Raw genomic sequence first — 21,491 nt, forward strand, 5'->3', positions numbered from 1 at the left:
TAAGTATCTTGGACTTAGTTATATACTTATCTTTTGAGTTCTGAATAGTATCAAAAATTCTTAAATATTCGTTTGGTACCTTTGTTTTTTCATTTTCAATTGTTTTCACGATTATAACCTCCATTTTTTCTCTCGATGGACGTTACACGTAATAAAAATGTAAAAAGGAGTAGTTTTTTATTTTGAAACGAGAATTCTTACTAACTATATTATACTAAATTTACACTTAAAACACAAACTTATGTTCCTGTTTTTACTCATTTTATTTAATACTTAACAACCCTAATAAACATTGAAACAACAACTTTTATAAGTGTTTTTCATACACTTTCACAAACTACAATTTAAGAACAAACGTTCTGTTAAATTTGCGTTTTAACCCCTCACGAAAATTAAGCGCTTAGCTTTTTTTAGTTTTTATATAGGAGCCACACACTACATGCGACCCCTTATTACCTACTCACTCACACTATAGTACGATTTTTTCAACTCACTTAACTTACGCTCTAACGTTTTGTAATCGTCTTGTGTAGCGTTCTCATCTTGTACAAATGCAGTAACCAACTTCAACCCCTCAACTAATTCTTGTGCAGGTTCATTAATCCCAGTAGCTAATTGATATAATATTTCGATATTACCTACAACATCAGCATTACTAGACTGAACACCCTCAAGTTCTTCAACATTTAAGCCACTTTCAATATAAGTGAACATATCTGTGTTATTACTTTCAGCGAATGTCTCCAATCCATACATGAAATATTCGTTTTCGAATAATTGACTTGCCATCATATCACTAATAGATAGGCGCATATCATCGTGTATTTCAAAACCGTTATAATATCCCTCAACACTTCTTATTAGCCCCTCTGTGTGCTTACTAGACGCTAATTCGAATGAATTTCTTACTTTGCAATCTTTAATATATACATGACCGAATAGCTTTCCGTTCATCATCACATAAACTATATCAAATGGATCGTTATATATTTTAAAAGCGAAGTGGTTATCTCTACTACTCTCTAGCAATCCTGTGTAGCACCTTAATAACGTACCTGCTCTTGTTTCAAATTGATTTGCGATTATCTCTACATTCATTTAGTTTGCTCCTTTTTCTTTTATTCGTAATACTACCGGAACCCATGAAGGTTTATCTACATCGTTGGTGATAGACAATGGTAATGGTGGTACTTTGCCATCTAATAGATACCTCATAACATATCGTGGATTATGAATAATTGATATTTTGTTTTCTTGATACAACTCCTGTATAACTGAACCTGATTCCGTTGTGCAGTGGTAAAAGAACACTTTATTCTTGTCACCATCAAATGTAAGTGATCTATCACCCTCAAATGGTATACCTGTTTCATCAAATAGTGGTTTTAACTCGTATATATAAGTGCTTCCATTCTCTCGAATGAATTCTAATACTTTATCTTTTAAATTATTCATATAGTTAACTACTCCTATTCAATATTTTTTTGATACTTTTTTCACTGACATTAAAGTGCCAGTTTGTTTTGTTTTTGTCTTTTACATTAAACCCTGCCTTAATCATTGCACCTTTAAATTGACCGTTGGTTACATAGCTACTTTCAAAAGTATCTTGCAAAGTTTCACGATATTTTGATTCAAACAAATGTTTTAATCCGTATGAGGAACGTCTAATATTAAAAGATTCAATTTTATCTAACGAATTACAAAATTCCATTAAAGCGTTTTTCTTCGCTTTATCTAATTCATAAAAGTGTTCTGGTTTATTAATAATTATCAATTTAGTTTTCCCTTTCATTAATAAAATCAAATTAATAACTGCTACAGTGTTACTAGTTTTGTTACTCTTTTTTCAAAATTCCAGTAACACCGAAACCCTTTGAGCCTGTGGCGTTCTAAAGATTTTGTTACTCGTTACTGGAATTTTTGATATTTTTATATTTTTTTATGTTTAAGGTTTTTTATTGTTTCTATCATTTATTTACTATTTGTTTATAATTCGAGTAACACTAGTAACAAATAGCTTTAAGCCTTATAGTATCAACGTTTTTAGTTGTTACTAGAATATTTAAAACTAGTAACAACCAGTAACATTGATAACAAATCAAACTGCTTTCAAACTACAATTCTCATATGCCTTATATGTTTTATGTTCATCTGGAAATTCTATTTCAGATTTTTTTACATCTAAATCGCCAATACCATCTATCAAATCTTGCCAATTAAAACGATCTACAGTATCTGATTTCCATTCGTCACCTAAATACGTTTTAAATTCTTTATGAAATTTAATTTTTGATAGAAAGTTATAACCATTATCTTTACAAAACTCTTTGTATAATCCGTATACAATATATTTAGGTACTTTTCTTAACTTCCATTCATCAAATACATTAATCTTAAATTCATAAACTGGGTTATTCTCTTGCTTATATACATCTAAATATTTCTTCGACACATCTGGTATACTGAATTTTTCAAAGTCCATTCTAATTGCGTGGTAAAGAATATATTCAAGCACTTTTTTGTTTTTGATATATTCATCTTTGATTTTTCTTTTTTCTTTATCACCTTTAAAATCGGCGTTGAAAGGGACTATTACCAATCTTTTAAATACTGCATTGGTTTTATCTTTAAAGCGTGGCATTCCGTTAGAAGATTGAATAACGCTACATCTATATTGTGCTGTATACGATTGTTGATTTTTAAACTCTACAGATACATAATCTCCAGTAACAACACTTTTGAAGTTCGAACCGTCGTCTATATATACACCCACTGGTACATCGTCACCAATGACAGCAGTTTTGCCCTCAAGTAAACTCATTTTAAATCTATGGTCGAATTCATTAACTTTTAACGTAGCTATATTCTTTTTACCTATCAAATTTGTAAGCAACTCTTGAAAAGTACCTTTACCATTGTTACCATCGCCAACCATGAATATAGATTGTTTTCTTGTATAATTACCATTTAATGAATCATTTATTACTTGCCATAATAAATGTGATACTTGCTTATCATTACAAGCCAATTCATCAAACCACTTATTAATATCCCAATCATCAAATGTTGGTTTGTTCGGATTATCTATATAATTAGTATCAATTTTAGAAGTAAAAACATAATTAGGAGAAAAATTTTCAAGTTTTTTCGTTTTTCTATTAAAAACGCCATTATTTACTGGTATTAAATAAGGTGAGTTTGTTTTTTCTTTTATTTCTGTTCTATTCCTAATGTGATAAATAACGTCATCAGCTTTATTGCTATTATGTTTTGGTTCTAAATAAGAAATAATTCTTTTTATAAGCGAAGTCTTTTGAGTATAGACGCCTCTGTCTTCTTGATACATTGCTAGTTTCGTGTTTTCTTCTTCATCGAATAGTAAGAAATTCATGTTTTCAATTAATATATTCGCACATCTATTCGTACTAATTACATCTGGCTTTTTACCTCTCTTATTGTCACTTTCCCACGATTTAATCATGCGCTCTCTTTCTTCAATGCCTAATCTATTAAGTTTTTGCTCTATACTTTCATTTTCGTAATTGTTAGTAGTTTCTTTAATTTCTTTAAGCACATCTTTATCTGGGTTCAATTTCATCTCATCAACCTTTCTTGTTGTTATAATGTTTCTTCAAAATAGATTGAAATGTAGCGTTTATTTCACGTTCTTTTAATGGTGGATTACACGCATTTTGTCCCCATAGCAAAGCATACGAGTATATAATATATTCATTAACATGTCGGCTAAACAAATGTCCTATTAGACTTGCTAAAGAATTATTACGATTGCCCTTTGCAACTGAAAAACTAATATCACGCCAATAAGTATCATCACGCTTATTAAAGTTAGTTTTACTTGGTTGGTCTATTTGTATATTCGTTTCTTTTGACCATTTTTCAAGCATTTCAACATTCAAAATGGGAGCATCATTATATTGATGTAAGAACGGATATTCACCTTTTATATAAACTGGCAAAGCCATCGCTCTACTAGGTTGAAAACTCCCCTCATCTACTGGATGACCTATCTTACTCGCTAATACTTTTGTGTATTTTCGATAATCATCTGCACTTATACGCTCATTCAAAGCAATATATAAACGTACTCTAGGACTTTCTGTTCGATGATTAAATGTAGTGTGATACATCCAGGAAACACCTTTTAAAGTCTCCGTAATTGCATCATGTAGTAGTCTCAACTTAGGAATGTCGTCGTAGTCCAGGACTAGGACATCACGATAAATCACGTTTCCGTCTTTACGATATTTTTTATATTCATAACCATTCTCATCAGTATCGTCTTTAATATCACCATAAACAGCAACACCACGAGCATATTTATTAGTATTATTTTGTGGTATAGATAATCTATTAACTAATTCACTCCATTTAGGCTGCGAAAACTGTTTAAACGATCTCGCATCCAAACTTTCATACCAAATCACAGAAACTTTGGTATCATATTCTAATTTAATTTCATTCAATCTTTACACCTCTAGTGATTATCAGAGCAAAAAATGATATAATATAAATAGAGTATTTAATTAATTTGCTCTGTTAAATTATTAAGTTATGCGTTTAGTGATTCCTCGCCAAAGTTCTCACTAGACGCATTTGTTTTGTCTAATTCGTCTAATGCTCTATCATGAAATGTAGTAATCTCATCATTCATAAAATTTACATCTTTCAATATTGAGTTAAGTACTGCCATCAATACATAATAGTTCTGATAGTATTCTTTTAACACATATGATTCCATTACTTTACCTTGTGCATCTAAATGAGATCTAAATCGTTCATTACTATCCATGTGTTCGCCAATCATTGTTATAACTGTATTTATTTTTGTGTTTAATTCTGCCTCTATCACTTCATTTTTCATTTGTTTAATATTTTGTTTTAAATTACTCATTTTACTATTTCTCCTCTTCATAATTAAAATTATTTTCTAGTTCCTGCAAACACCACTTCATAATATATTCGAGATGTTTTTCTCGACTTATCTCTGTTATTTTTTCAACACCATTTCTTTCTTCAATATGTTCATATTCATCAAATTTATTGCTGATACTTAATTTGAGTTGATACTTAATAACTTCAAGTGTCTCTCTTTGCTTTTTATTCATTTTATTAATCCTCCTTTTTGTATTCGTACTTATCAATAATTGGCAAAGTTAAAGTTTGTATTAGTGCAGTTATTGCAATCCCATGAATAAAATCAATAGAGTATGCATATAAGCAACCAATTGTTATCGCTAATATAGAAATCAAAATATATAGTTTCATTAATCTTCACCTCCTTTAAGAATTCACTTTAATTGATGTACTAAAAAGCTCGTCTATTGGTTTATCGAATAATTCACTTAACTTTCTAGCCTCTGGCATAGTGAAATCTGCATCTTTACCAATGATCTTTAAACTAAATCTTTGCGGGCTAATACTTAGTAACTTAGCTAATTGCTTTTGCGTATAACCTTTTTCTTTATAGCAGATGTATAAATTCCAATATTTAATTTTTTGCATCATTTAACCTCCAGATAATACATAGTAAAACATAGCGATTTAACTAAAAAAAATTTCATCAACTGTGATAGTTGGAAACAAATTATTTCTAAGTAAATCTCTAAACAAACGCATCTCACTATTAGTAAAATTTACTTTTCCCTGTTCTTTAGTTCTATACGCTTGTGTTGATATTCCAAATTTCATAGCCATTGCACTTTGGGTCATACCTAGCATTTTTCTATATCCGATTATTTTATTCATTTAAGCACCTCCTAAACATAGTAAAACATAGTGTTAAGTTTAAGTCAACATAAAACATAGCAAAACATAACTTTATGTTATATAATTATTTACGAGGTGATTTAATGGATAAAGTAGAAATCGGGAAACGTATTAATCATATACGAACTAATATAGGGGATTCTATGACAGCCTTTGGTGAAAGAATAGATGCAAATTCACCTATCAAATCCGGAGTGGTTTCAAATTGGGAAAATGGAATACAAACCCCTAATAAAAAGCGCCTTAAAAGAATTGCTGAAATAGGTAATGTTTCTGTAGATTATATTTTATATGGCTCTATAATCCACTATATATATAATAATTTAGATTTTGAAGATGATAGTTTTAATTTAAATTCACCTGATAATGAAACTAAATTAAATTTATCAGAGTTAGCATATTCCTATATAAAACATAAAGAAGATTTTGAAAGTATGAAATATGATAAGTATTTACAACTTTCAAAACAATATTTACCTTCAATAATTGATCATTTTGAGGGGATTGCTGTAAAAGCACTAGAGAGTTTATCTAAAAAAACCAGAGACATTCTTGAAACAAAAAGACAATCAATAATTATAGATAAATATCTTAACGGCGAAGATATAACTAGAAATGACTGTATTAAAGATTTCGCATTCTTAGAAAGTTTTAAAAATAACAACTTTATGTTTCCACAAGAAATTAGAACTAATAATTTTGATTCATTATCATCAATTCTTAAAGAATATTTTGAGTTATATAACCAATTACCTATAGGTGATGATGAAAAGAAAAAACAAATTATTAGGTTAAAAGAAAAGTCGCTGAAGTTAGGTCAAATTTTTAAGCAAGAATATGACTATGAAACATCTAATTCTGTAAATAAAGACATTGTAGAAATATTAGAAAACAAAATACCCAATTTTAGTGATGAGAAAATTAACACAGTGAAAAAAATCGAAAATGAAATAGACAAATTGAATTAAATTAACTGTAGGTGATTACCATAGAACATAACTTAAACCTATCCCACAATATATATAAAGACGCTAAACGTGGTACTTATTACTTTCGTATTAAATACTATGATAAGAAGAATCAACGTAAAGAAATTAAAAAGAGTGGCTTCAAACAACGTAAGGAAGCGTTGAAGAAATGTAATGAAATTATGGACGAATTAGAGGGTGTAGGACAGATAAACAAACTGCCCTTTGATAAGCTCGTAGATGAGTATATAGAGTGGTATTCTGCACGTCGCAAGTCATCAAGTGTAAAAGCATTAAAGACACATACAAACAACCATTTGCTACCTTATTTTAAGTCTATGGATGTCTTTAATATGACTACACAGGATGTTATGAAGTTTCAGAATACGAAGTTAAAAGAGGGACACTCTGGAGAGTACCTAAAGAAAATGCACGTGTTCTTAGTATCATTACTTAACCATGCTATGAAGTTTCATGATCTAAAGCAAAATGTAGCCTCTCTAGTAGGTAACTTTGAAATCGAATCAAATAAGCGTTTGAACTATTGGACATTAGATCAATTCAATCAATTCTATGAAGTTTTAGCTACACAACAGCAAAAGTTATTCTTTAAGCTACTGTTTTACTCTGGTGCACGTAAAGGCGAAATTAGAGCCCTCACATGGTGTGATATTAACTACGATGATGAGTTCATACATATTAACAAAACAGACTATCACGGTGAAGTAACAGCCCCTAAAACAAAAGCAGCAATACGTGATATATACTTGCCTGCTCATATGATGAATGACATAAAAGAATATTTAAAATGGTACAAAGAAAACAATGTATATAAAGATGATTACGTATTGTTTGGTACATTCTTCAAAGCATACAGTGAATCAACTATAGATCGTTGGTTTACCACTGCATTAAAAGTTTTAGATGAACAACTCCCTGACGGTCAGACATTCCCTAGAATTGTAATTCATGAGTTGAGACATAGCCATGCGTCTATGCTAGTCAATCATGGTGCAAGTATCATGGTAATAGCACAGCGTTTAGGCCATGCTGATAGTAATGAAGTATATAACCGATACGGTCATTTATACCCCAGTACACAGAAAGAAATAGTTAAATACTTATAAGGAGATTATATATGAAAATGTTTAATTGGAATATTATTAACGAATCAAGTTACGATATCACTTGCGACTACTTTACAAAAGATATAATTATTGTTGATAAAGCAACAAATAGACAACTCGTATATTTTAAGTATAATACTAAAGAAGATATTTATATTGAAGACGAAAAGGTTCATAAAGTAATTACACAAATAAATAATATGGATAAATCAATCACGATTTATGATAATATTGCGTCCTAATTGTAGGGCGCTTTTTTTATGTACTGGGGCATATCTGGGGCAATATTGGGGCAACAAAAACAAAAAGCCTACAACCACATGGGTTGCAGGCTCAATAATGGAGACGGCGGGATTCGAACCCGCGTCCAGAGGTCCTGATACAAATCTTTCTACGTGTGTAGTTTATTGATAATTTTCGCATCATGCTAAGCAATAAACAACCAACATGATACTAGCTTGATTATATTTCATCTAAACAGACTTCAAGCGGCAGTGTTTAGCATATCCTACTAGGGTTGAATCGCGTTAACAGCACGTAGGAGATGCTGTTAGGCGATGCAGTGGCTATTACGCAGCTACTGCGAAATTATTGTTTGATTTGTCAGTTATATTTAACCGAAATGTGTTGATAACGGAGACAGCCCTCCGACACGCTTAATAAGCTCGGGGGACCCCTGTCGAATCCAAGAACGTCCCCTCAATTCAAATCAATCTAACAAAATACTTTGTTAAATCATTAATAAAACAATTTGACACTGCAATCAATCATATCAAAGATGGCCCGATTAAGCAATGATATTGCTTAATAACGGGCTTTAACTGCGCGATCAATATCTCGTTTTACCGCTTTTTCTTTAAGTGCTTGACGTTTGTCGTATTTCTTTTTACCTCTAGCAACGCCTAATAAAACTTTACATTGACCATGTTTTAAATATAACTTCAACGGAATAATAGAGTAACCTATTTCTCGTGTACGCTCACCTAATTTTTGAATTTCTTTTTTGTGCAATAGTAATTTACGTGTACGTAAAGGATCATGATTAAAACGATTTCCTTCTTCATATGGTGCAATATGCATATTATTCAGGTACATTTCGCCTCGTCTCACTTGCGCAAAGCTATCTTTTAAATTGGCACTACCACGACGTATGGATTTAATTTCAGTACCTCTTAAAGCAATACCCGCTTCAATTGTATCTTCAATATTGTAGTCATGTCTTGCTTTACGGTTTTCAGCTAACGTACCTGGTGATTTTGATTTTTTCTTAGCCACTATTACTCACCTCATCTTTGCTGACTATTTTTTCTTTCGACGTGATTTCTTCTTCACACTTTTATCTTTATAAAAAGGTTTGTGGTGCGTATTACCTTGTTTATCTTTTTTACGAGCATTTTTACCTTTACGTTGCTTACGTTTTTTCTTTTTACCTTTACCATTACGATCACTTTTAGTATAGTCTAAAGATTTGCCACGTGTTTTAGCTTGAATGGTTTTCTCACGAGCAGGTCGTTGAGATGATGTCTTTTTAGGTAATGGCATGCCAACAATTTGGAAATCTATCATGCGTTCTTCCACATCAACATGTGTCACTTTAACTTTGACCTCATCACCAATGCGAAAGACTTTTGCTTGACGTTCACCGATTAGTGCCATTTGTCGTTCATCAAAATGATAATAATCGTCTGTCATATTGGCGATATGAACCATACCCTCAATAGTATTAGGTAATTCTATAAACATACCAAAATTAGCAACCGAGCTAATGATACCTTCAAATTCATCACCAATATGTTGAATCATATACTCAGCTTTTTTCAATTCATCAGTATCACGTTCGGCTTCAATGGCACGACGTTCACGTTGTGATGTGTGTTCGGCTAATTCTGGCAACGTCTCTTCCCAATGATGTATTTCTTTCTTATCCATGGAATTCTCTATTAAATATTTACGAATTAATCTATGCACTGTTAAATCAGGATAACGGCGTATTGGAGACGTAAAGTGAGTATAGTACTCAGCAGACAAACCAAAATGCCCTAAATTAACATCATCATAATGTGCTTGTTGCATAGAACGTAACATCATCGTTGAAATAACCATTTGTTCCGGTCTACCTTCAACTTCTTCTTGAATGTTTTGTAATGTTGTCGGATGAATATCTTCACCTGTACCTTTAATCATTATACCGAAATTGGTAATAAAGTCGAAGAACTGTCTTAATCGGTCGGATTTTGGTTGTTCATGAACACGATAAATAAATGGTACTTCCAATTTATTGAAGTGTTCAGCTACTGTTTCATTGGCTGCTAACATGAACGATTCAATTAAACGTTCTCCTTCGCCGCGTTCTCTCATTAGCACTTCTGTTGGAATACCTTCGTCATTCACAAGTACTTTCGCTTCATTAATATCAAAATCAATTTCTCCACGACGTTTACGCATACGAATTAATCTATTTGATAAATCTTGCGCTAAATCTAACATAGGTGTTAAATCTTTATATTGTGAACGTATTTCAGAATCTTGATCAGTGATAATTTTGTTAACAGCATCATATGTCATTCTGTAGTTTGAATGTATTACACTATCAAAGATTTCATGTTTTACAACTTCGCCTCGTTCATTTATTTCCATTCGACAACTTAATGTTAAACGATCTTCTTCCGGATTTAATGAGCATATTCCATTACTTAGACGATGTGGAATCATCGGGATTACTCGATCGACAAGATACACACTTGTCGCACGATCATATGCTTCTTTATCTAAAGCTGAGCCTTCTTTTACATAGTAACTTACATCTGCAATACTAACTGTAAGCTCGGTGTTGCCATTTTTTAATTTTTTTACAGCAATGGCATCATCTAAATCTTTAGCATCTGCACCATCTATAGTGATTGTTAATTCATCTCTTAAATCACGACGCCCTTCGATTTCAGAGGGTTCTATTACATCCGGTACTTCTTCAGCTTCTTGTAATACAGCATCTGGAAACTCGATTTCTATTCCATGCTGGTAAATGATGGAAAGTATATCTACACCTGGATCATTTTTATGACCTAATATTGCTGAAACGTGGCCTTCTGGATTGTCTGTACTATCGGCATACTTCGTAATTTGTACTAATACTTTATGCCCATCTATAGCACCTAAATTTTGTCCTTTAGGTATAAAGATATCTTGCATTATACGTTTGTCATCCGGTAATACAAAACCAAAATGCTTTGCTTCGCTATACGTTCCAACAACTTGTGTAACTGAATGCTTTTCAATAGATTTTACTTCACCTTCAATTTTACCTTTATGTTCTCCACGAGATTTTTGAATTTCCACGATGACGGTATCTCCATCTAATGCTCTATTGATTTTAGTTGGTGGAATAAAAATATCGTCCATCTCGTCATCTTCAGGTCTTAAAAAAGCAAAGCCTTTTTTATTTTGACTTAACGTTCCTTTGATTAGTTTTGAATTTGTTTTGTTGGATTGTTTACGTTGATATCTGTCTGTTCTTGTACGTTCAATTAAACCAGACTGTTCTAATTCAACGAGTATTTTAATTAAATCTCTAAATGAGTCGGCACTGTTTAAACCTAACGCATCTTGAAAGTCAGATACTGACATGGGTTCATAGTCAGGTTGTTTTATCATTTCTTCGATGGATTGCTTTAAATTCATTATGCCCCTCCTTTCTCTCCTACATCTTTATTTTTTACTCTGTCCATTCCAATGATTCTAAAAATTGATATACATCTTCAAAGACTTTCTCTTTTTCTTTATCAATGGTAATCACATGACCTGAATGTTGATACCATTTGATTTCTTTCTCATCAGAATCGACATGATTATATATATAATTTGCTGATTGAGGATCAATCATTGTATCTTGTTCTGCTTGTACGACAAGTATTGGATCAATTACTTCATCGACATGTTCTTTAACTCCATTTAGTGTGTCACTCAGTTCTTTCAGTGTTTCAGTTGGATGAAATTGTTCCATTTCTTGATCAATTGTTTGTTGATCTTTGCCTTCATATTTTTTAAAGTTACGTGCATATTCAAGAAATCCTTCATAAATCGAACCTTCTGTTTTATTCTCCATAGGTGCACACATAGTTATAATCCCCTTCACGTCACGATTTAAACTTAGTTTTAATGCGAAGGCGCCGCCTAATGATAAACCAGCTACTGCTATTTCTTCGTAACCTTGGTCTACTAAATAATCATAACCATCTAAAACATCTTTAAACCAAACAAAAGGGCTAGATTTTAATATTTCTTCTGGAGGCGCTGCATGTCCTTCATATTGTGGAGCATAAGATGTATAGCCCTTTTTTTGAAGGTAACGCCCAAGTTGTCTTACATCAGCAGAGTTACCTGTGAAGCCGTGAAGAAGTAACACTGCACGTTTACCTTCTTCAAAAAAGAATGGTTTTGGTAGTTTAATTTGCATGATTAAAATCCCTCTCCCTTATGATAAGTACTCAATCTATCCTAAATAAGTTAAGTCTTTCATTATATTAGATATATTTAAAAACTCTTCATTATTATCAAAATGACTTGATAAATCATTATTCCCTTTAACATATGATTTAAAAACATGGTTGTCTTAATTATAAAATAAAAAAGTCCGACAAGTATATCGTCGGACTCAGGCTGATAATACTTAATAGCAAATGTGATTCATTTGCCCTATCATTTATCAGTCTTGGTTAAGATTCATTTACTTCATTAAAACAAATATAATATTCTCTACATACCTAAGTAACTAATACAAAACATAAGTACAAAGAATAAAATAGCTAAAATTATTGTTAATCTATGCAAGAATAAATCGACGCCACGTTGTTTTTGTTTACCAAACAATTGTTCAGCGCCACCACTAATAGCACCTGAAAGTCCATTACTTTTACCTTCTTGGAGTAATACAACAGTCACTAATGCAATACAATCTATTATTAATAAAACGATGATTAATGTATGCATAAAAATTGTCCTCCGTTCATTATATACGAAAGAAATTATAACACATCTTTATTGATGTAATCAAACTTCTATCTATTGAAAGTACTTTTACGTTTAATAGAAACAACTAGCATATAAATTGCTAGAATAATAGATCCAATCACTACAATTAAAATTGGTAAAACTGCAAGTACATTTTTTACATCTAAAATACCTTGAATAAATAAGTAAAGATTTACGAGTGTAAATAGTGCATTAGAAATATATACGGCAAACATAAACCACCATAAATATGGATGGCGATTCCAGAAAGCAACAGTACCTGCCAAATAAGCTAAAATGTACATAATGCCAGTGTATCGGTCACTATTTAAAATGTTTTTTACTGCTGTATCTGATGTTTTTTGACCAGCTAAAGATAAAATTGATTTAGCTGTTGATTCATCTAATACAATAAAGTGGTGAAGGATAAGTAAAATACAAAACACTAATGAACTTATCGCAATTAAACGTCCCGTTCTTATTTCTTTAGCATTTGAGTCTGTCATAATTGTACTCCTTTTACAAAATTACTCACATTATTATATCAGTTTACATTAATAATTTAAAATGTACTTAACTAAAAAAGCCCGTTGCAGCCTCAACTCTGCAACGGACAATTCAATTAAGATATTAAATCATAAGCGTGAACTCTTATAAAAATTAAAGAGATATTATTTATCTAAATTGTAGAAAGATTTAATTCCTTCAAATTTAGCTGTTTCGTATAATTCATCTTCAATACGTAATAATTGATTGTATTTAGCAATACGGTCAGTTCTAGATAATGAACCTGTTTTAATTTGACCTGCATTTGTAGCAACTGCGATATCAGCAATTGTAGTATCTTCAGTTTCACCAGAACGGTGAGATACAACCGCAGTATATCCAGCTTTTTGAGCCATTTCAATAGCATCGAATGTTTCAGTTAATGTACCGATTTGGTTTACTTTGATTAAGATTGAGTTACCAATACCTTGTTCGATACCTTTAGATAAAATTTCAGTGTTAGTTACGAATAAATCATCACCAACTAATTGAACTTTATCACCGATACGATCAGTTAATTGTTTCCAACCTTCCCAATCGTTTTCATCCATACCATCTTCAATAGTGATGATTGGATATTTACCAATTAGTTCTTCTAAGTAGTCAACTTGCTCTGCTGCACTGCGTTTAGCACCGTGTTCACCTTCGAATTTAGTGTAATCATAAACACCATTTTCATAGAATTCAGAAGAAGCACAGTCAAATCCTAAGAATACATCTTCACCTGGTTTGTATCCTGCTTTTTCGATAGCTTTAATAATAGTTTCAACAGCGTCTTCAGTACCTTCAAATCTAGGAGCGAAACCACCTTCATCACCTACTGCAGTTTCTAAACCGCGTTCACTTAAGATTGATTTAAGGTTATGGAAGATTTCCGCACCCCAACGTAATGATTCTTTGAATGATTCTGCACCTACAGGTAAAATCATGAACTCTTGGAAAGCAATTGGTGCATCTGAGTGAGAACCACCATTAACAATATTCATCATAGGCACTGGTAATTGTTTACCATTGAATCCACCTAAATATTTATATAATGGTTGACCTAATAAATCAGCAGCTGCACGAGCTACGGCAATAGAAACACCTAAAATTGCATTTGCACCTAATTTACCTTTGTTGTGTGTACCGTCTAATTGAATCATCATTTTGTCAATAGATACTTGATCTAAAACTGAAAATTCACCTTCAACGATTTCTGGTGCAATCATTTCGTTAACATTTTCTACCGCTTTAGTCACACCTTTACCTAAATAACGTGATTTATCTCCATCACGTAATTCAACTGCTTCATGTTCACCAGTAGAAGCACCAGAAGGTACTAATGCACGTCCGAAAGCACCGCTTTCAGTTAATACTTCAACTTCAACTGTTGGGTTACCACGTGAGTCTAAGACTTCGCGAGCGTAAACATCTGTAATAATTGGCATGTTTAATATCTCCTTTAATTATATTATATGACTATTATAGCCTTTTTCTAAACTTTTATAAAATGATAATACATATAAAATCAAGAAAATTTGAACATCTATACGTTGCTGTAAATTCTTAACCTTAATGCATCTATACTAATGTTTAATCAATGATTCACCTGTCATTTCAGATGGTTGCTTAACGTTTAATAAATCTAATAATGTCGGCGCTAAATCTCCTAAGCGTCCAGTTTCTCTTAATGTAACACCGTCTTTAGTTACAATAACTGGAACAGGATTAGTTGTGTGTGTCGTCATAGGTTGGTCGTCATCAGTTAACACTTGATCTGAGTTACCGTGATCTGCAGTGATGATGGCACGACCACCCATATCAATAATTTTGTCAACGACTTCACCAAGACACTCATCTACTGCTTCGATTGCTTTAATTGTTGGTTCTAGCATACCACTATGTCCAACCATATCTGGGTTAGCAAAGTTCAATAGAATTAAATCTAAGTCACCTTTATCTAACTCTTCTAATAATGCATCTTTAACTTCATATGCACTCATCTCAGGTTTCAAATCGTAAGTCGCTACTTTAGGAGAATCGATGAGTCTACGACGTTCTCCTTCAAATTCTTCGTTTCGTCCACCACTCATAAAGTATGTCACATGTGGATACTTTTCAGTTTCAGCGATACGTAATTGTTTCAAGCCATTATCTTGAGCAACTTCACCGATTGTATTATTTAAGTCAACTTTTTCAAATACAATTTCAGCATCTACATTGTCATTATATTTCGTGAATGTAGCGTAGAATAAGTTGTCCACTTGTTCAACTTTAAATCCATCAAACGCTTTATTAGTAAAGATTTCTGAAAGTTGAGCTGCTCTATCTGGACGGAAATTATAGAAGATTACTGCGTCACCGTCGTTCACACCATCATTTTGGCCCTCAACTATAAACGGTTCGACGAATTCATCAGTCACATCATTTTTGTAATTAGCTTCAACGCCTGCTTTAGCTGAAGTAAATGTAGGACCTTCAAAGTTACGAATAGCATTATATGCACGTTCCTCACGATCCCAACGCTTGTCACGATCCATAGCATAATAACGTCCTGAAACCGAAGCGAATTGACCTACACCTAATTCCTTAAATTTATCTTCAGTTTCCTCTATATATTTCAAAGCAGATTTTTGATCAACATCACGACCATCTAAAAATGCGTGGACATATACTTTATCTATTCCTTGCTTTTTAGCTAATTCTAAAATAGCAAATAGATGCTTATAATGACTGTGTACACCACCATCAGAAAGCAATCCGAATACATGAAGCGCAGAGTCATTGTCTTTAACATGTTTAACAGCGTTATTTAATACAGTATTATCGAAGAATTCTCCGTCTTCAATCGATTTATTAATACGAGTTAAACTTTGATATACGATGCGTCCTGCACCAATATTCATATGTCCTACTTCAGAGTTACCCATTTGACCTTCAGGAAGACCTACATCTAAGCCACTTGCTTCTATTTGTGTTGTAGGATATTTTTCATAATATCGATCAAAATTAGGTTTGTGTGCTTGCTTAACTGCATTGCCATGTTCACTTTCACGATTTGCAAAACCATCTAAGATGATTAAGGCAGTTGGTTGTTTTGCCATAATTATTTTGCACCTTCTAACAATTGTACGAAATCTTCAACTTTTAATGATGCGCCACCTACTAGAGCACCATCGATATCTGATTGAGCCATATATTCTTTAATGTTATTAGGTTTAACACTACCACCATATTGAATACGTGTAGCGTCAGCAACCTCTTGACTAGATAAGTCAGCTAATGTTTGACGTACGTGAGCACACATTTCATTTGCATCTTCAGATGTAGATGACTTACCAGTACCGATAGCCCAAATTGGTTCATATGCAATAACAACTTCTTTAAGTTGATCATCTGATAAACCTTCGACAGCTTTTTTCACTTGATTACCTACGATTTCATTTGCTTTACCAGCTTCACGTTCTTCATCAGATTCACCTACACAAATAATAGGTGTCATACCGTGATTGAAGATAGCATGCGCTTTTTTGTTTACTTCTTCGTCAGTTTCGTGGAAATAGTCACGACGCTCTGAGTGACCAATCACTACATATTTAACACCTAATTCAGATAATGCTACTGGTGAAGTTTCTCCAGTATAAGCACCACTTTCTTCAAAGTAAGCGTTTTGTGCCCCAATTTTTAACCCTTTTGCTTTACCATCTTTAACAGCTGTTACTAAAGCGTCTAATTGGATTGTTGGTGCACAAATAACTGATTCTACTTCTTTAGGATCAGGTAATGTTGGTAATTCGTTTACAAAGTCTTTAGCTTCTTGAACTGTTTTATTCATTTTCCAGTTTCCGGCTATAATTGGTGTTCTCATTCATTACACTCCTTAATTTTTAGTGTTAAATTTGTAAGCTTTTATCCAAATACTTGCTTATTTCGAAATAAACATTGAAAGCAAAAATAACTTTCTCTTGTTTTATTCCCACATCAAAGTATTTAAAAACTTATTTATCATTAATAGCTTTTATACCAGGTAATTCTTTACCTTCTAAGTATTCTAATGATGCTCCTCCACCAGTAGAGATATGTGTGAAGTCATCTTCGAAACCTAATGAAATTGCTGCTGCAGCAGAGTCACCACCACCAATAATAGTAGTAGCGTCTTCCAATTTAGCAATAGACTCACATACACCGATTGTACCTTTAGCAAAATTACTAAATTCAAATACACCCATAGGTCCATTCCATACTACAGTATGTGCACCTTGTAATTCTTTATTAAATAATTCTACTGTTTTAGGCCCAATATCCATTGCTTCTTGATCTGAGGGGATTTCATTGATAGATACTTCAGTGATTTTTGCATCATTAGAAAATTCTTTAGCGATTTTACAATCTACAGGTAATACTATTTGATCGCCATTATTCTCTAACAAGTCTTTAGCAAAATCAATTTTATCTTCTTCCAATAATGAAAGACCTATTTCCTTACCTTGCGCTTTAATAAACGTATAAGCCATACCGCCACCGATTAAGATTTTATCTGCGATATTAACTAAATTTTTGATAACATTAATTTTATCTGAAACTTTAGCGCCACCTAAAATAGCAACTACCGGTTTTTGTGGATCATTCACTACGCCACCAATAAATTTAATTTCTTTTTCCATTAAATAACCGGCTGCTGTTTCTAAATGAGTAGAAATACCTACATTTGACGCATGTTCACGATGCGCTGTACCGAATGCATCATTAACAAATACATCACCTAATGACGCCCAATATTTACCTAATTCAGGATCATTTTTAGACTCTTTTTTACCATCTAAATCTTCGAAACGTGTATTTTCAACTAATAAAACATCGCCTTCATTTAAGTTTTCAATTGCTGTTTCAAGTTTTTCGCCACGTGTTTCAGGAACGAATATAACTTCTTTACCTAATTGCTTAGATAAGTTTTCAGCAACAGGCTTAAGTGAAAGTCCTTCTTTATCACTTTCTTCTTTAACTTTACCTAAGTGAGAGAATAAAACTAATTTACCACCTTGTTCAATAATGTATTTGATTGTTGGTAATGCTTGAACAATTCTGTTGTCATTAGTGATTTCACCATCTTTAATTGGAACGTTAAAATCAGCGCGCTCAAGAACAACTTTACCTTTTAAATCTAAGTCTGAAACGATTTTTTTAGCCATTATCTATTTCCTCCTTCGTATAGGAAAACTTTATATAAAAATAAGCGGAGAAGCGTATGTGCTCCCCGCTTACTCATAAGCTTATATATCTAATTAAACAGTACAGAGCACTAGTCAAATTATGAACGTATAGAAGAGCTTTACACTCTTCACGCTATAACTTTAAATAACGTGCTTATCCGTTAAGCTTCAATTATTTAGAAAGTTCAGCTAAGTGAGCTAATGTACGTACTAATTGAGCAGTGTAAGACATTTCATTGTCGTACCAAGCTGCAACTTTAACTAATTGACGATCTCCAACAGTCATAACACGAGTTTGAGTCGCATCGAATAATGAACCGTAAGTCATACCAACGATATCAGAAGATACGATTTCGTCTTCAGTGTAACCGAATGATTCGTCTGAAGCTTGTTTCATAGCACTGTTAACTTGGTCAACAGTTACATCTTGTTTGTCTAATACTACAGTTAATTCAGTTAAAGAACCAGTAGCAACTGGAACACGTTGTGCTCCACCGTCTAATTTACCATCGATTTCTGGAATAACTTTACCGATAGCTTTAGCAGCACCTGTTGAGTTAGGGATAATATTTTCTGCTGCTGCACGTGCACGACGTTTGTCACCTTTTCTGTGAGGTGCGTCTTGTGTATTTTGGTCACCAGTGTAAGCGTGAATTGTAGTCATGAAACCTTCAACTAAACCGAATTCATCACTTAAAACTTTTGCAACTGGTGCTAATGAGTTAGTAGTACAAGAAGCACCTGAAACAACTGTTTCTGAACCGTCTAATGTGTCATGGTTAGTGTTGAATACGATTGTTTTTACATCACCTTTAGCTGGAGCTGAGATTAATACTTTTTTAGCACCTGCATCGATGTGAGCTTGTGCTTTTTCTTTATCAGTATAGAAACCAGTACATTCTAATACTACGTCGATATCTAAATCGCCCCATGGTAATTTACCAGCATCTGGTTCATCGAATGATTTAATTTCTTTACCGTTCACACGGAATCCACCTTCGATAACTTCAACTTCTCCAGTGAAACGACCTTGCATAGTATCGTATTTTAATAAATGAGCTAACATATCGTCATCTGTTAAGTCGTTAACTGCAACTACTTCAAGACCTTCTACATCTTGAATTCTTCTGAATGCTAAACGACCAATTCTACCAAAACCATTAATTGCTACTTTAATTGCCATTATAATGGCCTCCTTTAAAATGATATTTAAAAAGTATTAAACTTTTTATTACTATTGTAAAATGACTTTTGCTGCGGCTTCATCTGTAATCAATACAGTGTTTTCCGGTGCAATTGAAAGATAAGCTTTAATAGCTTCTCCTTTTGATTGTCCACCAGCAACCGCAAAAATAAACTCTTTGTTCTCAAGATTCTCTAGTTGAAGGCCAATCGTTTTGACCTTATGAACTATTTGACCCTGAGCGTCAAAATAATATCCAAAAGCTTCTCCAACGGCTTGATGATGTTGAAGGTTATCAATCACATCTTGAGATGATTGACGTCGATGCGCCATCTTCAGCGCATCACCAATGCCGTGTATTGTAATATTAGCTTGCTTGATTTTATCCAGTGTATGCATGACAGAAGGTTCCAACATTAACGTATCGTATGTGGACTCACTCACGTTGTCTGGGACATAGAGTGTTGTGTAATAACCACCAGCTTGTTGGGCCATACTCGAAGCGATTGTATTCGCTTGATAAACGACATTTTCTCCAAGTCCACCTCTAGCTGGAACAAAGAATACGTTAAAAGGTAATAAATGTATCGACTCACTCACGCACGCCATTGTTGAACCACCAGTTACAGATACAATAGCATCTTCATAAAGTATACCTTCTAAAAGTTGCCCAGCCTGTTGACCCATTTCACGTTTTACAGTTCGGTTAGAATCGGAATCTCCTGGAATGACATGTACATCTTTAATATGAAATTTATCTTTGATAGCTCTAGCCAATTTATGGTCATCGCTATAAACGTTAAAGTATTCACCTAGTTGTGCTAATACTTCAGTACCTTCATTAGTAATTTCCATTCCCGTAGGCTTGACACGAATTAATTCTTGCTTCTTTAACATATCTGTTTCCGACCGTAATACTCTCTCAGTCATATCCATATGTTCACTTAGACTTCGTCTTCCTACAGGTTGATTTTGAGAGATAGTAGATAAAATATAAAAGCGTCTATACATCTTATCAATAAGATCAGGTATAAGCTTTTGTTGAACTTTAATTAAGTCTTTCACTACTACCTTCCTCCTTATATCTTTGTAACAAAGGTACCTGAGAGGCAATCATAACTAAGCTTTGACTTTTTAAGTCCCGCCTGGGACAAAATCTAACCTCTTTACACTTGCAATACTACTATTACGTATTATAAATTGCAAGTGAATTCACTCATTTTCTAAGTTAAATTATAAAAGTTTGCAGGAAAACGATTACAAACAAAGTATAGGCCTCATTCTTGTATAGTAATTTAATTAATCTTCGCTGTTTAAATTACTCTACCCAAATTAAATTTTATTCATACATTTGTTTTATTTAGTTGTTATGATTAACTATAATTTAAATATGAATAAAACTAGAGTGAGGTAAAACAATGTCGAATTATAATCATTCTGACGAAAAAATCGAAGTTATAGATCCGAGTGATGATAGATATAAAAGAGATGATTATTTTAATAAAAATTCATCTCAAAATAATCAAAATTTAAAAACTTTTAATCAAACTTATTCTTATAGTTGCACTCATTCAGGATGCGGCTGTATGTTAGGCTGTTTAACTATTTCACTTATTTCATTCTTACTTTCATTACTAATTTTTTGGATTATATAAATATAAAAAGGGTGGGACTGAAT

General features: G+C 32.8%; 25 protein-coding genes, 1 other RNA gene and 1 pseudogene. 4 read left to right on the plus strand and 23 right to left on the minus strand.

Going from position 1 to position 21,491, the window contains the following annotated elements:
* From HMPREF2663_RS13190 to HMPREF2663_RS03715, 11 genes and pseudogenes are all read right to left on the minus strand, one after another.
* Window positions 1-124 (minus strand): annotated as a pseudogene (locus HMPREF2663_RS13190) (pathogenicity island protein); the annotation flags it as partial.
* Window positions 125-456: 332 nt separating this feature from the next.
* The gene (locus tag HMPREF2663_RS03675) at window positions 457-1,098 is read right to left on the minus strand and encodes a pathogenicity island protein (RefSeq protein ID WP_070845798.1); all 642 of its coding nucleotides are present in this window, start codon (window positions 1,096-1,098) and stop codon (window positions 457-459) included.
* On the minus strand, window positions 1,099-1,455 hold the full coding sequence (locus tag HMPREF2663_RS03680) for a hypothetical protein (protein WP_070845800.1): 357 nt from the start codon (window positions 1,453-1,455) through the stop codon (window positions 1,099-1,101).
* A gap of 4 nt (window positions 1,456-1,459) precedes the next feature.
* Complete coding sequence (locus HMPREF2663_RS03685; protein WP_083319970.1) at window positions 1,460-1,777, minus strand: hypothetical protein; 318 nt, start codon at window positions 1,775-1,777, stop codon at window positions 1,460-1,462.
* A gap of 324 nt (window positions 1,778-2,101) precedes the next feature.
* The gene (locus HMPREF2663_RS03690; protein ID WP_070845802.1) at window positions 2,102-3,601 is read right to left on the minus strand and encodes a DNA primase family protein; all 1,500 of its coding nucleotides are present in this window, start codon (window positions 3,599-3,601) and stop codon (window positions 2,102-2,104) included.
* Window positions 3,602-3,605: 4 nt separating this feature from the next.
* Window positions 3,606-4,487 (minus strand): primase alpha helix C-terminal domain-containing protein, encoded by an 882-nt coding sequence (locus HMPREF2663_RS03695; protein WP_070845803.1) that lies wholly within the window; start codon window positions 4,485-4,487, stop codon window positions 3,606-3,608.
* An 86-nt stretch (window positions 4,488-4,573) separates the two neighbouring features.
* Window positions 4,574-4,915, minus strand: a complete 342-nt coding sequence (locus tag HMPREF2663_RS03700; protein WP_070845805.1) for a hypothetical protein — start codon at window positions 4,913-4,915, stop codon at window positions 4,574-4,576.
* A 4-nt stretch (window positions 4,916-4,919) separates the two neighbouring features.
* Window positions 4,920-5,129 carry a TscA family type II toxin-antitoxin system antitoxin gene (locus HMPREF2663_RS03705; RefSeq protein WP_070845811.1) on the minus strand — a complete coding sequence of 70 codons (210 nt, stop codon included), beginning with the start codon at window positions 5,127-5,129 and terminating at the stop codon, window positions 4,920-4,922.
* Window positions 5,130-5,133: 4 nt separating this feature from the next.
* Window positions 5,134-5,289: a hypothetical protein gene (locus HMPREF2663_RS12855; protein ID WP_176746328.1), complete on the minus strand. Its 156-nt coding sequence runs from the start codon at window positions 5,287-5,289 to the stop codon at window positions 5,134-5,136.
* Window positions 5,290-5,304: 15 nt separating this feature from the next.
* Window positions 5,305-5,526, minus strand: a complete 222-nt coding sequence (locus tag HMPREF2663_RS03710) for a helix-turn-helix transcriptional regulator (RefSeq protein WP_070845813.1) — start codon at window positions 5,524-5,526, stop codon at window positions 5,305-5,307.
* A gap of 39 nt (window positions 5,527-5,565) precedes the next feature.
* Window positions 5,566-5,769, minus strand: coding sequence for a helix-turn-helix transcriptional regulator (locus tag HMPREF2663_RS03715; RefSeq protein ID WP_070845815.1), 204 nt, complete (start codon window positions 5,767-5,769; stop codon window positions 5,566-5,568).
* A 104-nt stretch (window positions 5,770-5,873) separates the two neighbouring features.
* Here HMPREF2663_RS03715 and HMPREF2663_RS03720 point away from each other — a divergent pair, with 104 nt between their 5' ends.
* The 3 genes from HMPREF2663_RS03720 to HMPREF2663_RS03730 are packed head-to-tail and all read left to right on the plus strand — an operon-like array spanning window position 5,874 to window position 8,127.
* Window positions 5,874-6,758: a helix-turn-helix domain-containing protein gene (locus HMPREF2663_RS03720; RefSeq protein WP_070845817.1), complete on the plus strand. Its 885-nt coding sequence runs from the start codon at window positions 5,874-5,876 to the stop codon at window positions 6,756-6,758.
* Window positions 6,759-6,778: 20 nt separating this feature from the next.
* Window positions 6,779-7,885 (plus strand): site-specific integrase, encoded by a 1,107-nt coding sequence (locus HMPREF2663_RS03725; RefSeq protein ID WP_070845853.1) that lies wholly within the window; start codon window positions 6,779-6,781, stop codon window positions 7,883-7,885.
* An 11-nt stretch (window positions 7,886-7,896) separates the two neighbouring features.
* Window positions 7,897-8,127, plus strand: a complete 231-nt coding sequence (locus HMPREF2663_RS03730) for a hypothetical protein (protein WP_070845819.1) — start codon at window positions 7,897-7,899, stop codon at window positions 8,125-8,127.
* Window positions 8,128-8,222: 95 nt separating this feature from the next.
* Here HMPREF2663_RS03730 and ssrA read toward each other — a convergent pair.
* From ssrA to HMPREF2663_RS03790, 12 genes are all read right to left on the minus strand, one after another.
* Window positions 8,223-8,584, minus strand: a transfer-messenger RNA (tmRNA) gene (gene ssrA, locus HMPREF2663_RS03735).
* A gap of 105 nt (window positions 8,585-8,689) precedes the next feature.
* Window positions 8,690-9,160, minus strand: coding sequence for an SsrA-binding protein SmpB (gene smpB / locus HMPREF2663_RS03740; RefSeq protein ID WP_001829588.1), 471 nt, complete (start codon window positions 9,158-9,160; stop codon window positions 8,690-8,692).
* Between the two features lie 24 nt (window positions 9,161-9,184).
* Entirely contained in the window at window positions 9,185-11,563 is a 2,379-nt protein-coding gene (rnr, locus tag HMPREF2663_RS03745) for a ribonuclease R (protein ID WP_070845821.1), read from the minus strand.
* A 34-nt stretch (window positions 11,564-11,597) separates the two neighbouring features.
* Entirely contained in the window at window positions 11,598-12,338 is a 741-nt protein-coding gene (locus tag HMPREF2663_RS03750; RefSeq protein ID WP_002457574.1) for an alpha/beta hydrolase, read from the minus strand.
* A 299-nt stretch (window positions 12,339-12,637) separates the two neighbouring features.
* Window positions 12,638-12,871, minus strand: coding sequence for a preprotein translocase subunit SecG (secG, locus tag HMPREF2663_RS03755; RefSeq protein ID WP_001829669.1), 234 nt, complete (start codon window positions 12,869-12,871; stop codon window positions 12,638-12,640).
* A 68-nt stretch (window positions 12,872-12,939) separates the two neighbouring features.
* Window positions 12,940-13,398, minus strand: coding sequence for a hypothetical protein (locus tag HMPREF2663_RS03760; RefSeq protein ID WP_002445967.1), 459 nt, complete (start codon window positions 13,396-13,398; stop codon window positions 12,940-12,942).
* A gap of 165 nt (window positions 13,399-13,563) precedes the next feature.
* On the minus strand, window positions 13,564-14,868 hold the full coding sequence (gene eno, locus HMPREF2663_RS03765) for a surface-displayed alpha-enolase (RefSeq protein WP_001829595.1): 1,305 nt from the start codon (window positions 14,866-14,868) through the stop codon (window positions 13,564-13,566).
* A 138-nt stretch (window positions 14,869-15,006) separates the two neighbouring features.
* The gene (gpmI, locus tag HMPREF2663_RS03770) at window positions 15,007-16,524 is read right to left on the minus strand and encodes a 2,3-bisphosphoglycerate-independent phosphoglycerate mutase (RefSeq protein ID WP_070845823.1); all 1,518 of its coding nucleotides are present in this window, start codon (window positions 16,522-16,524) and stop codon (window positions 15,007-15,009) included.
* 2 nt (window positions 16,525-16,526) lie between these two features.
* Window positions 16,527-17,288: a triose-phosphate isomerase gene (gene tpiA / locus HMPREF2663_RS03775; protein ID WP_002476189.1), complete on the minus strand. Its 762-nt coding sequence runs from the start codon at window positions 17,286-17,288 to the stop codon at window positions 16,527-16,529.
* 130 nt (window positions 17,289-17,418) lie between these two features.
* Window positions 17,419-18,609 (minus strand): phosphoglycerate kinase, encoded by a 1,191-nt coding sequence (gene pgk, locus HMPREF2663_RS03780; protein ID WP_002445963.1) that lies wholly within the window; start codon window positions 18,607-18,609, stop codon window positions 17,419-17,421.
* A 193-nt stretch (window positions 18,610-18,802) separates the two neighbouring features.
* A complete protein-coding gene (gene gap / locus HMPREF2663_RS03785; RefSeq protein WP_001829667.1) occupies window positions 18,803-19,813 on the minus strand; it encodes a type I glyceraldehyde-3-phosphate dehydrogenase in 1,011 nt (336 codons plus the stop codon).
* A gap of 51 nt (window positions 19,814-19,864) precedes the next feature.
* Window positions 19,865-20,878, minus strand: a complete 1,014-nt coding sequence (locus HMPREF2663_RS03790) for a sugar-binding transcriptional regulator (protein WP_002476209.1) — start codon at window positions 20,876-20,878, stop codon at window positions 19,865-19,867.
* Window positions 20,879-21,231: 353 nt separating this feature from the next.
* Between HMPREF2663_RS03790 and HMPREF2663_RS03795 the strand changes: the two genes are divergently transcribed.
* The gene (locus tag HMPREF2663_RS03795; protein WP_002476210.1) at window positions 21,232-21,468 is read left to right on the plus strand and encodes a hypothetical protein; all 237 of its coding nucleotides are present in this window, start codon (window positions 21,232-21,234) and stop codon (window positions 21,466-21,468) included.
* The last annotated feature ends 23 nt before the right edge of the window (window positions 21,469-21,491 follow it).

The organism is Staphylococcus sp. HMSC077D08 (assembly GCF_001837945.1).
GTDB classification, from domain to species: domain Bacteria; phylum Bacillota; class Bacilli; order Staphylococcales; family Staphylococcaceae; genus Staphylococcus; species Staphylococcus epidermidis.

What these genes read in the sequence shown, in the direction of transcription:
- HMPREF2663_RS03675 (WP_070845798.1), bottom strand. Translation starts at nt 1,098, where the DNA reads ATGAATGTAGAGATAATCGCAAATCAATTTGAAACAAGAGCAGGTACG.
- HMPREF2663_RS03680 (WP_070845800.1), bottom strand. Translation starts at nt 1,455, where the DNA reads ATGAATAATTTAAAAGATAAAGTATTAGAATTCATTCGAGAGAATGGA.
- HMPREF2663_RS03690 (WP_070845802.1), bottom strand. Translation starts at nt 3,601, where the DNA reads ATGAAATTGAACCCAGATAAAGATGTGCTTAAAGAAATTAAAGAAACT.
- HMPREF2663_RS03700 (WP_070845805.1), bottom strand. Translation starts at nt 4,915, where the DNA reads ATGAGTAATTTAAAACAAAATATTAAACAAATGAAAAATGAAGTGATA.
- HMPREF2663_RS03705 (WP_070845811.1), bottom strand. Translation starts at nt 5,129, where the DNA reads ATGAATAAAAAGCAAAGAGAGACACTTGAAGTTATTAAGTATCAACTC.
- HMPREF2663_RS12855 (WP_176746328.1), bottom strand. Translation starts at nt 5,289, where the DNA reads ATGAAACTATATATTTTGATTTCTATATTAGCGATAACAATTGGTTGC.
- HMPREF2663_RS03710 (WP_070845813.1), bottom strand. Translation starts at nt 5,526, where the DNA reads ATGCAAAAAATTAAATATTGGAATTTATACATCTGCTATAAAGAAAAA.
- HMPREF2663_RS03715 (WP_070845815.1), bottom strand. Translation starts at nt 5,769, where the DNA reads ATGAATAAAATAATCGGATATAGAAAAATGCTAGGTATGACCCAAAGT.
- HMPREF2663_RS03720 (WP_070845817.1), top strand. Translation starts at nt 5,874, where the DNA reads ATGGATAAAGTAGAAATCGGGAAACGTATTAATCATATACGAACTAAT.
- HMPREF2663_RS03730 (WP_070845819.1), top strand. Translation starts at nt 7,897, where the DNA reads ATGAAAATGTTTAATTGGAATATTATTAACGAATCAAGTTACGATATC.
- rnr (WP_070845821.1), bottom strand. Translation starts at nt 11,563, where the DNA reads ATGAATTTAAAGCAATCCATCGAAGAAATGATAAAACAACCTGACTAT.
- HMPREF2663_RS03750 (WP_002457574.1), bottom strand. Translation starts at nt 12,338, where the DNA reads ATGCAAATTAAACTACCAAAACCATTCTTTTTTGAAGAAGGTAAACGT.
- secG (WP_001829669.1), bottom strand. Translation starts at nt 12,871, where the DNA reads ATGCATACATTAATCATCGTTTTATTAATAATAGATTGTATTGCATTA.
- HMPREF2663_RS03760 (WP_002445967.1), bottom strand. Translation starts at nt 13,398, where the DNA reads ATGACAGACTCAAATGCTAAAGAAATAAGAACGGGACGTTTAATTGCG.
- eno (WP_001829595.1), bottom strand. Translation starts at nt 14,868, where the DNA reads ATGCCAATTATTACAGATGTTTACGCTCGCGAAGTCTTAGACTCACGT.
- gpmI (WP_070845823.1), bottom strand. Translation starts at nt 16,524, where the DNA reads ATGGCAAAACAACCAACTGCCTTAATCATCTTAGATGGTTTTGCAAAT.
- tpiA (WP_002476189.1), bottom strand. Translation starts at nt 17,288, where the DNA reads ATGAGAACACCAATTATAGCCGGAAACTGGAAAATGAATAAAACAGTT.
- pgk (WP_002445963.1), bottom strand. Translation starts at nt 18,609, where the DNA reads ATGGCTAAAAAAATCGTTTCAGACTTAGATTTAAAAGGTAAAGTTGTT.
- gap (WP_001829667.1), bottom strand. Translation starts at nt 19,813, where the DNA reads ATGGCAATTAAAGTAGCAATTAATGGTTTTGGTAGAATTGGTCGTTTA.
- HMPREF2663_RS03795 (WP_002476210.1), top strand. Translation starts at nt 21,232, where the DNA reads ATGTCGAATTATAATCATTCTGACGAAAAAATCGAAGTTATAGATCCG.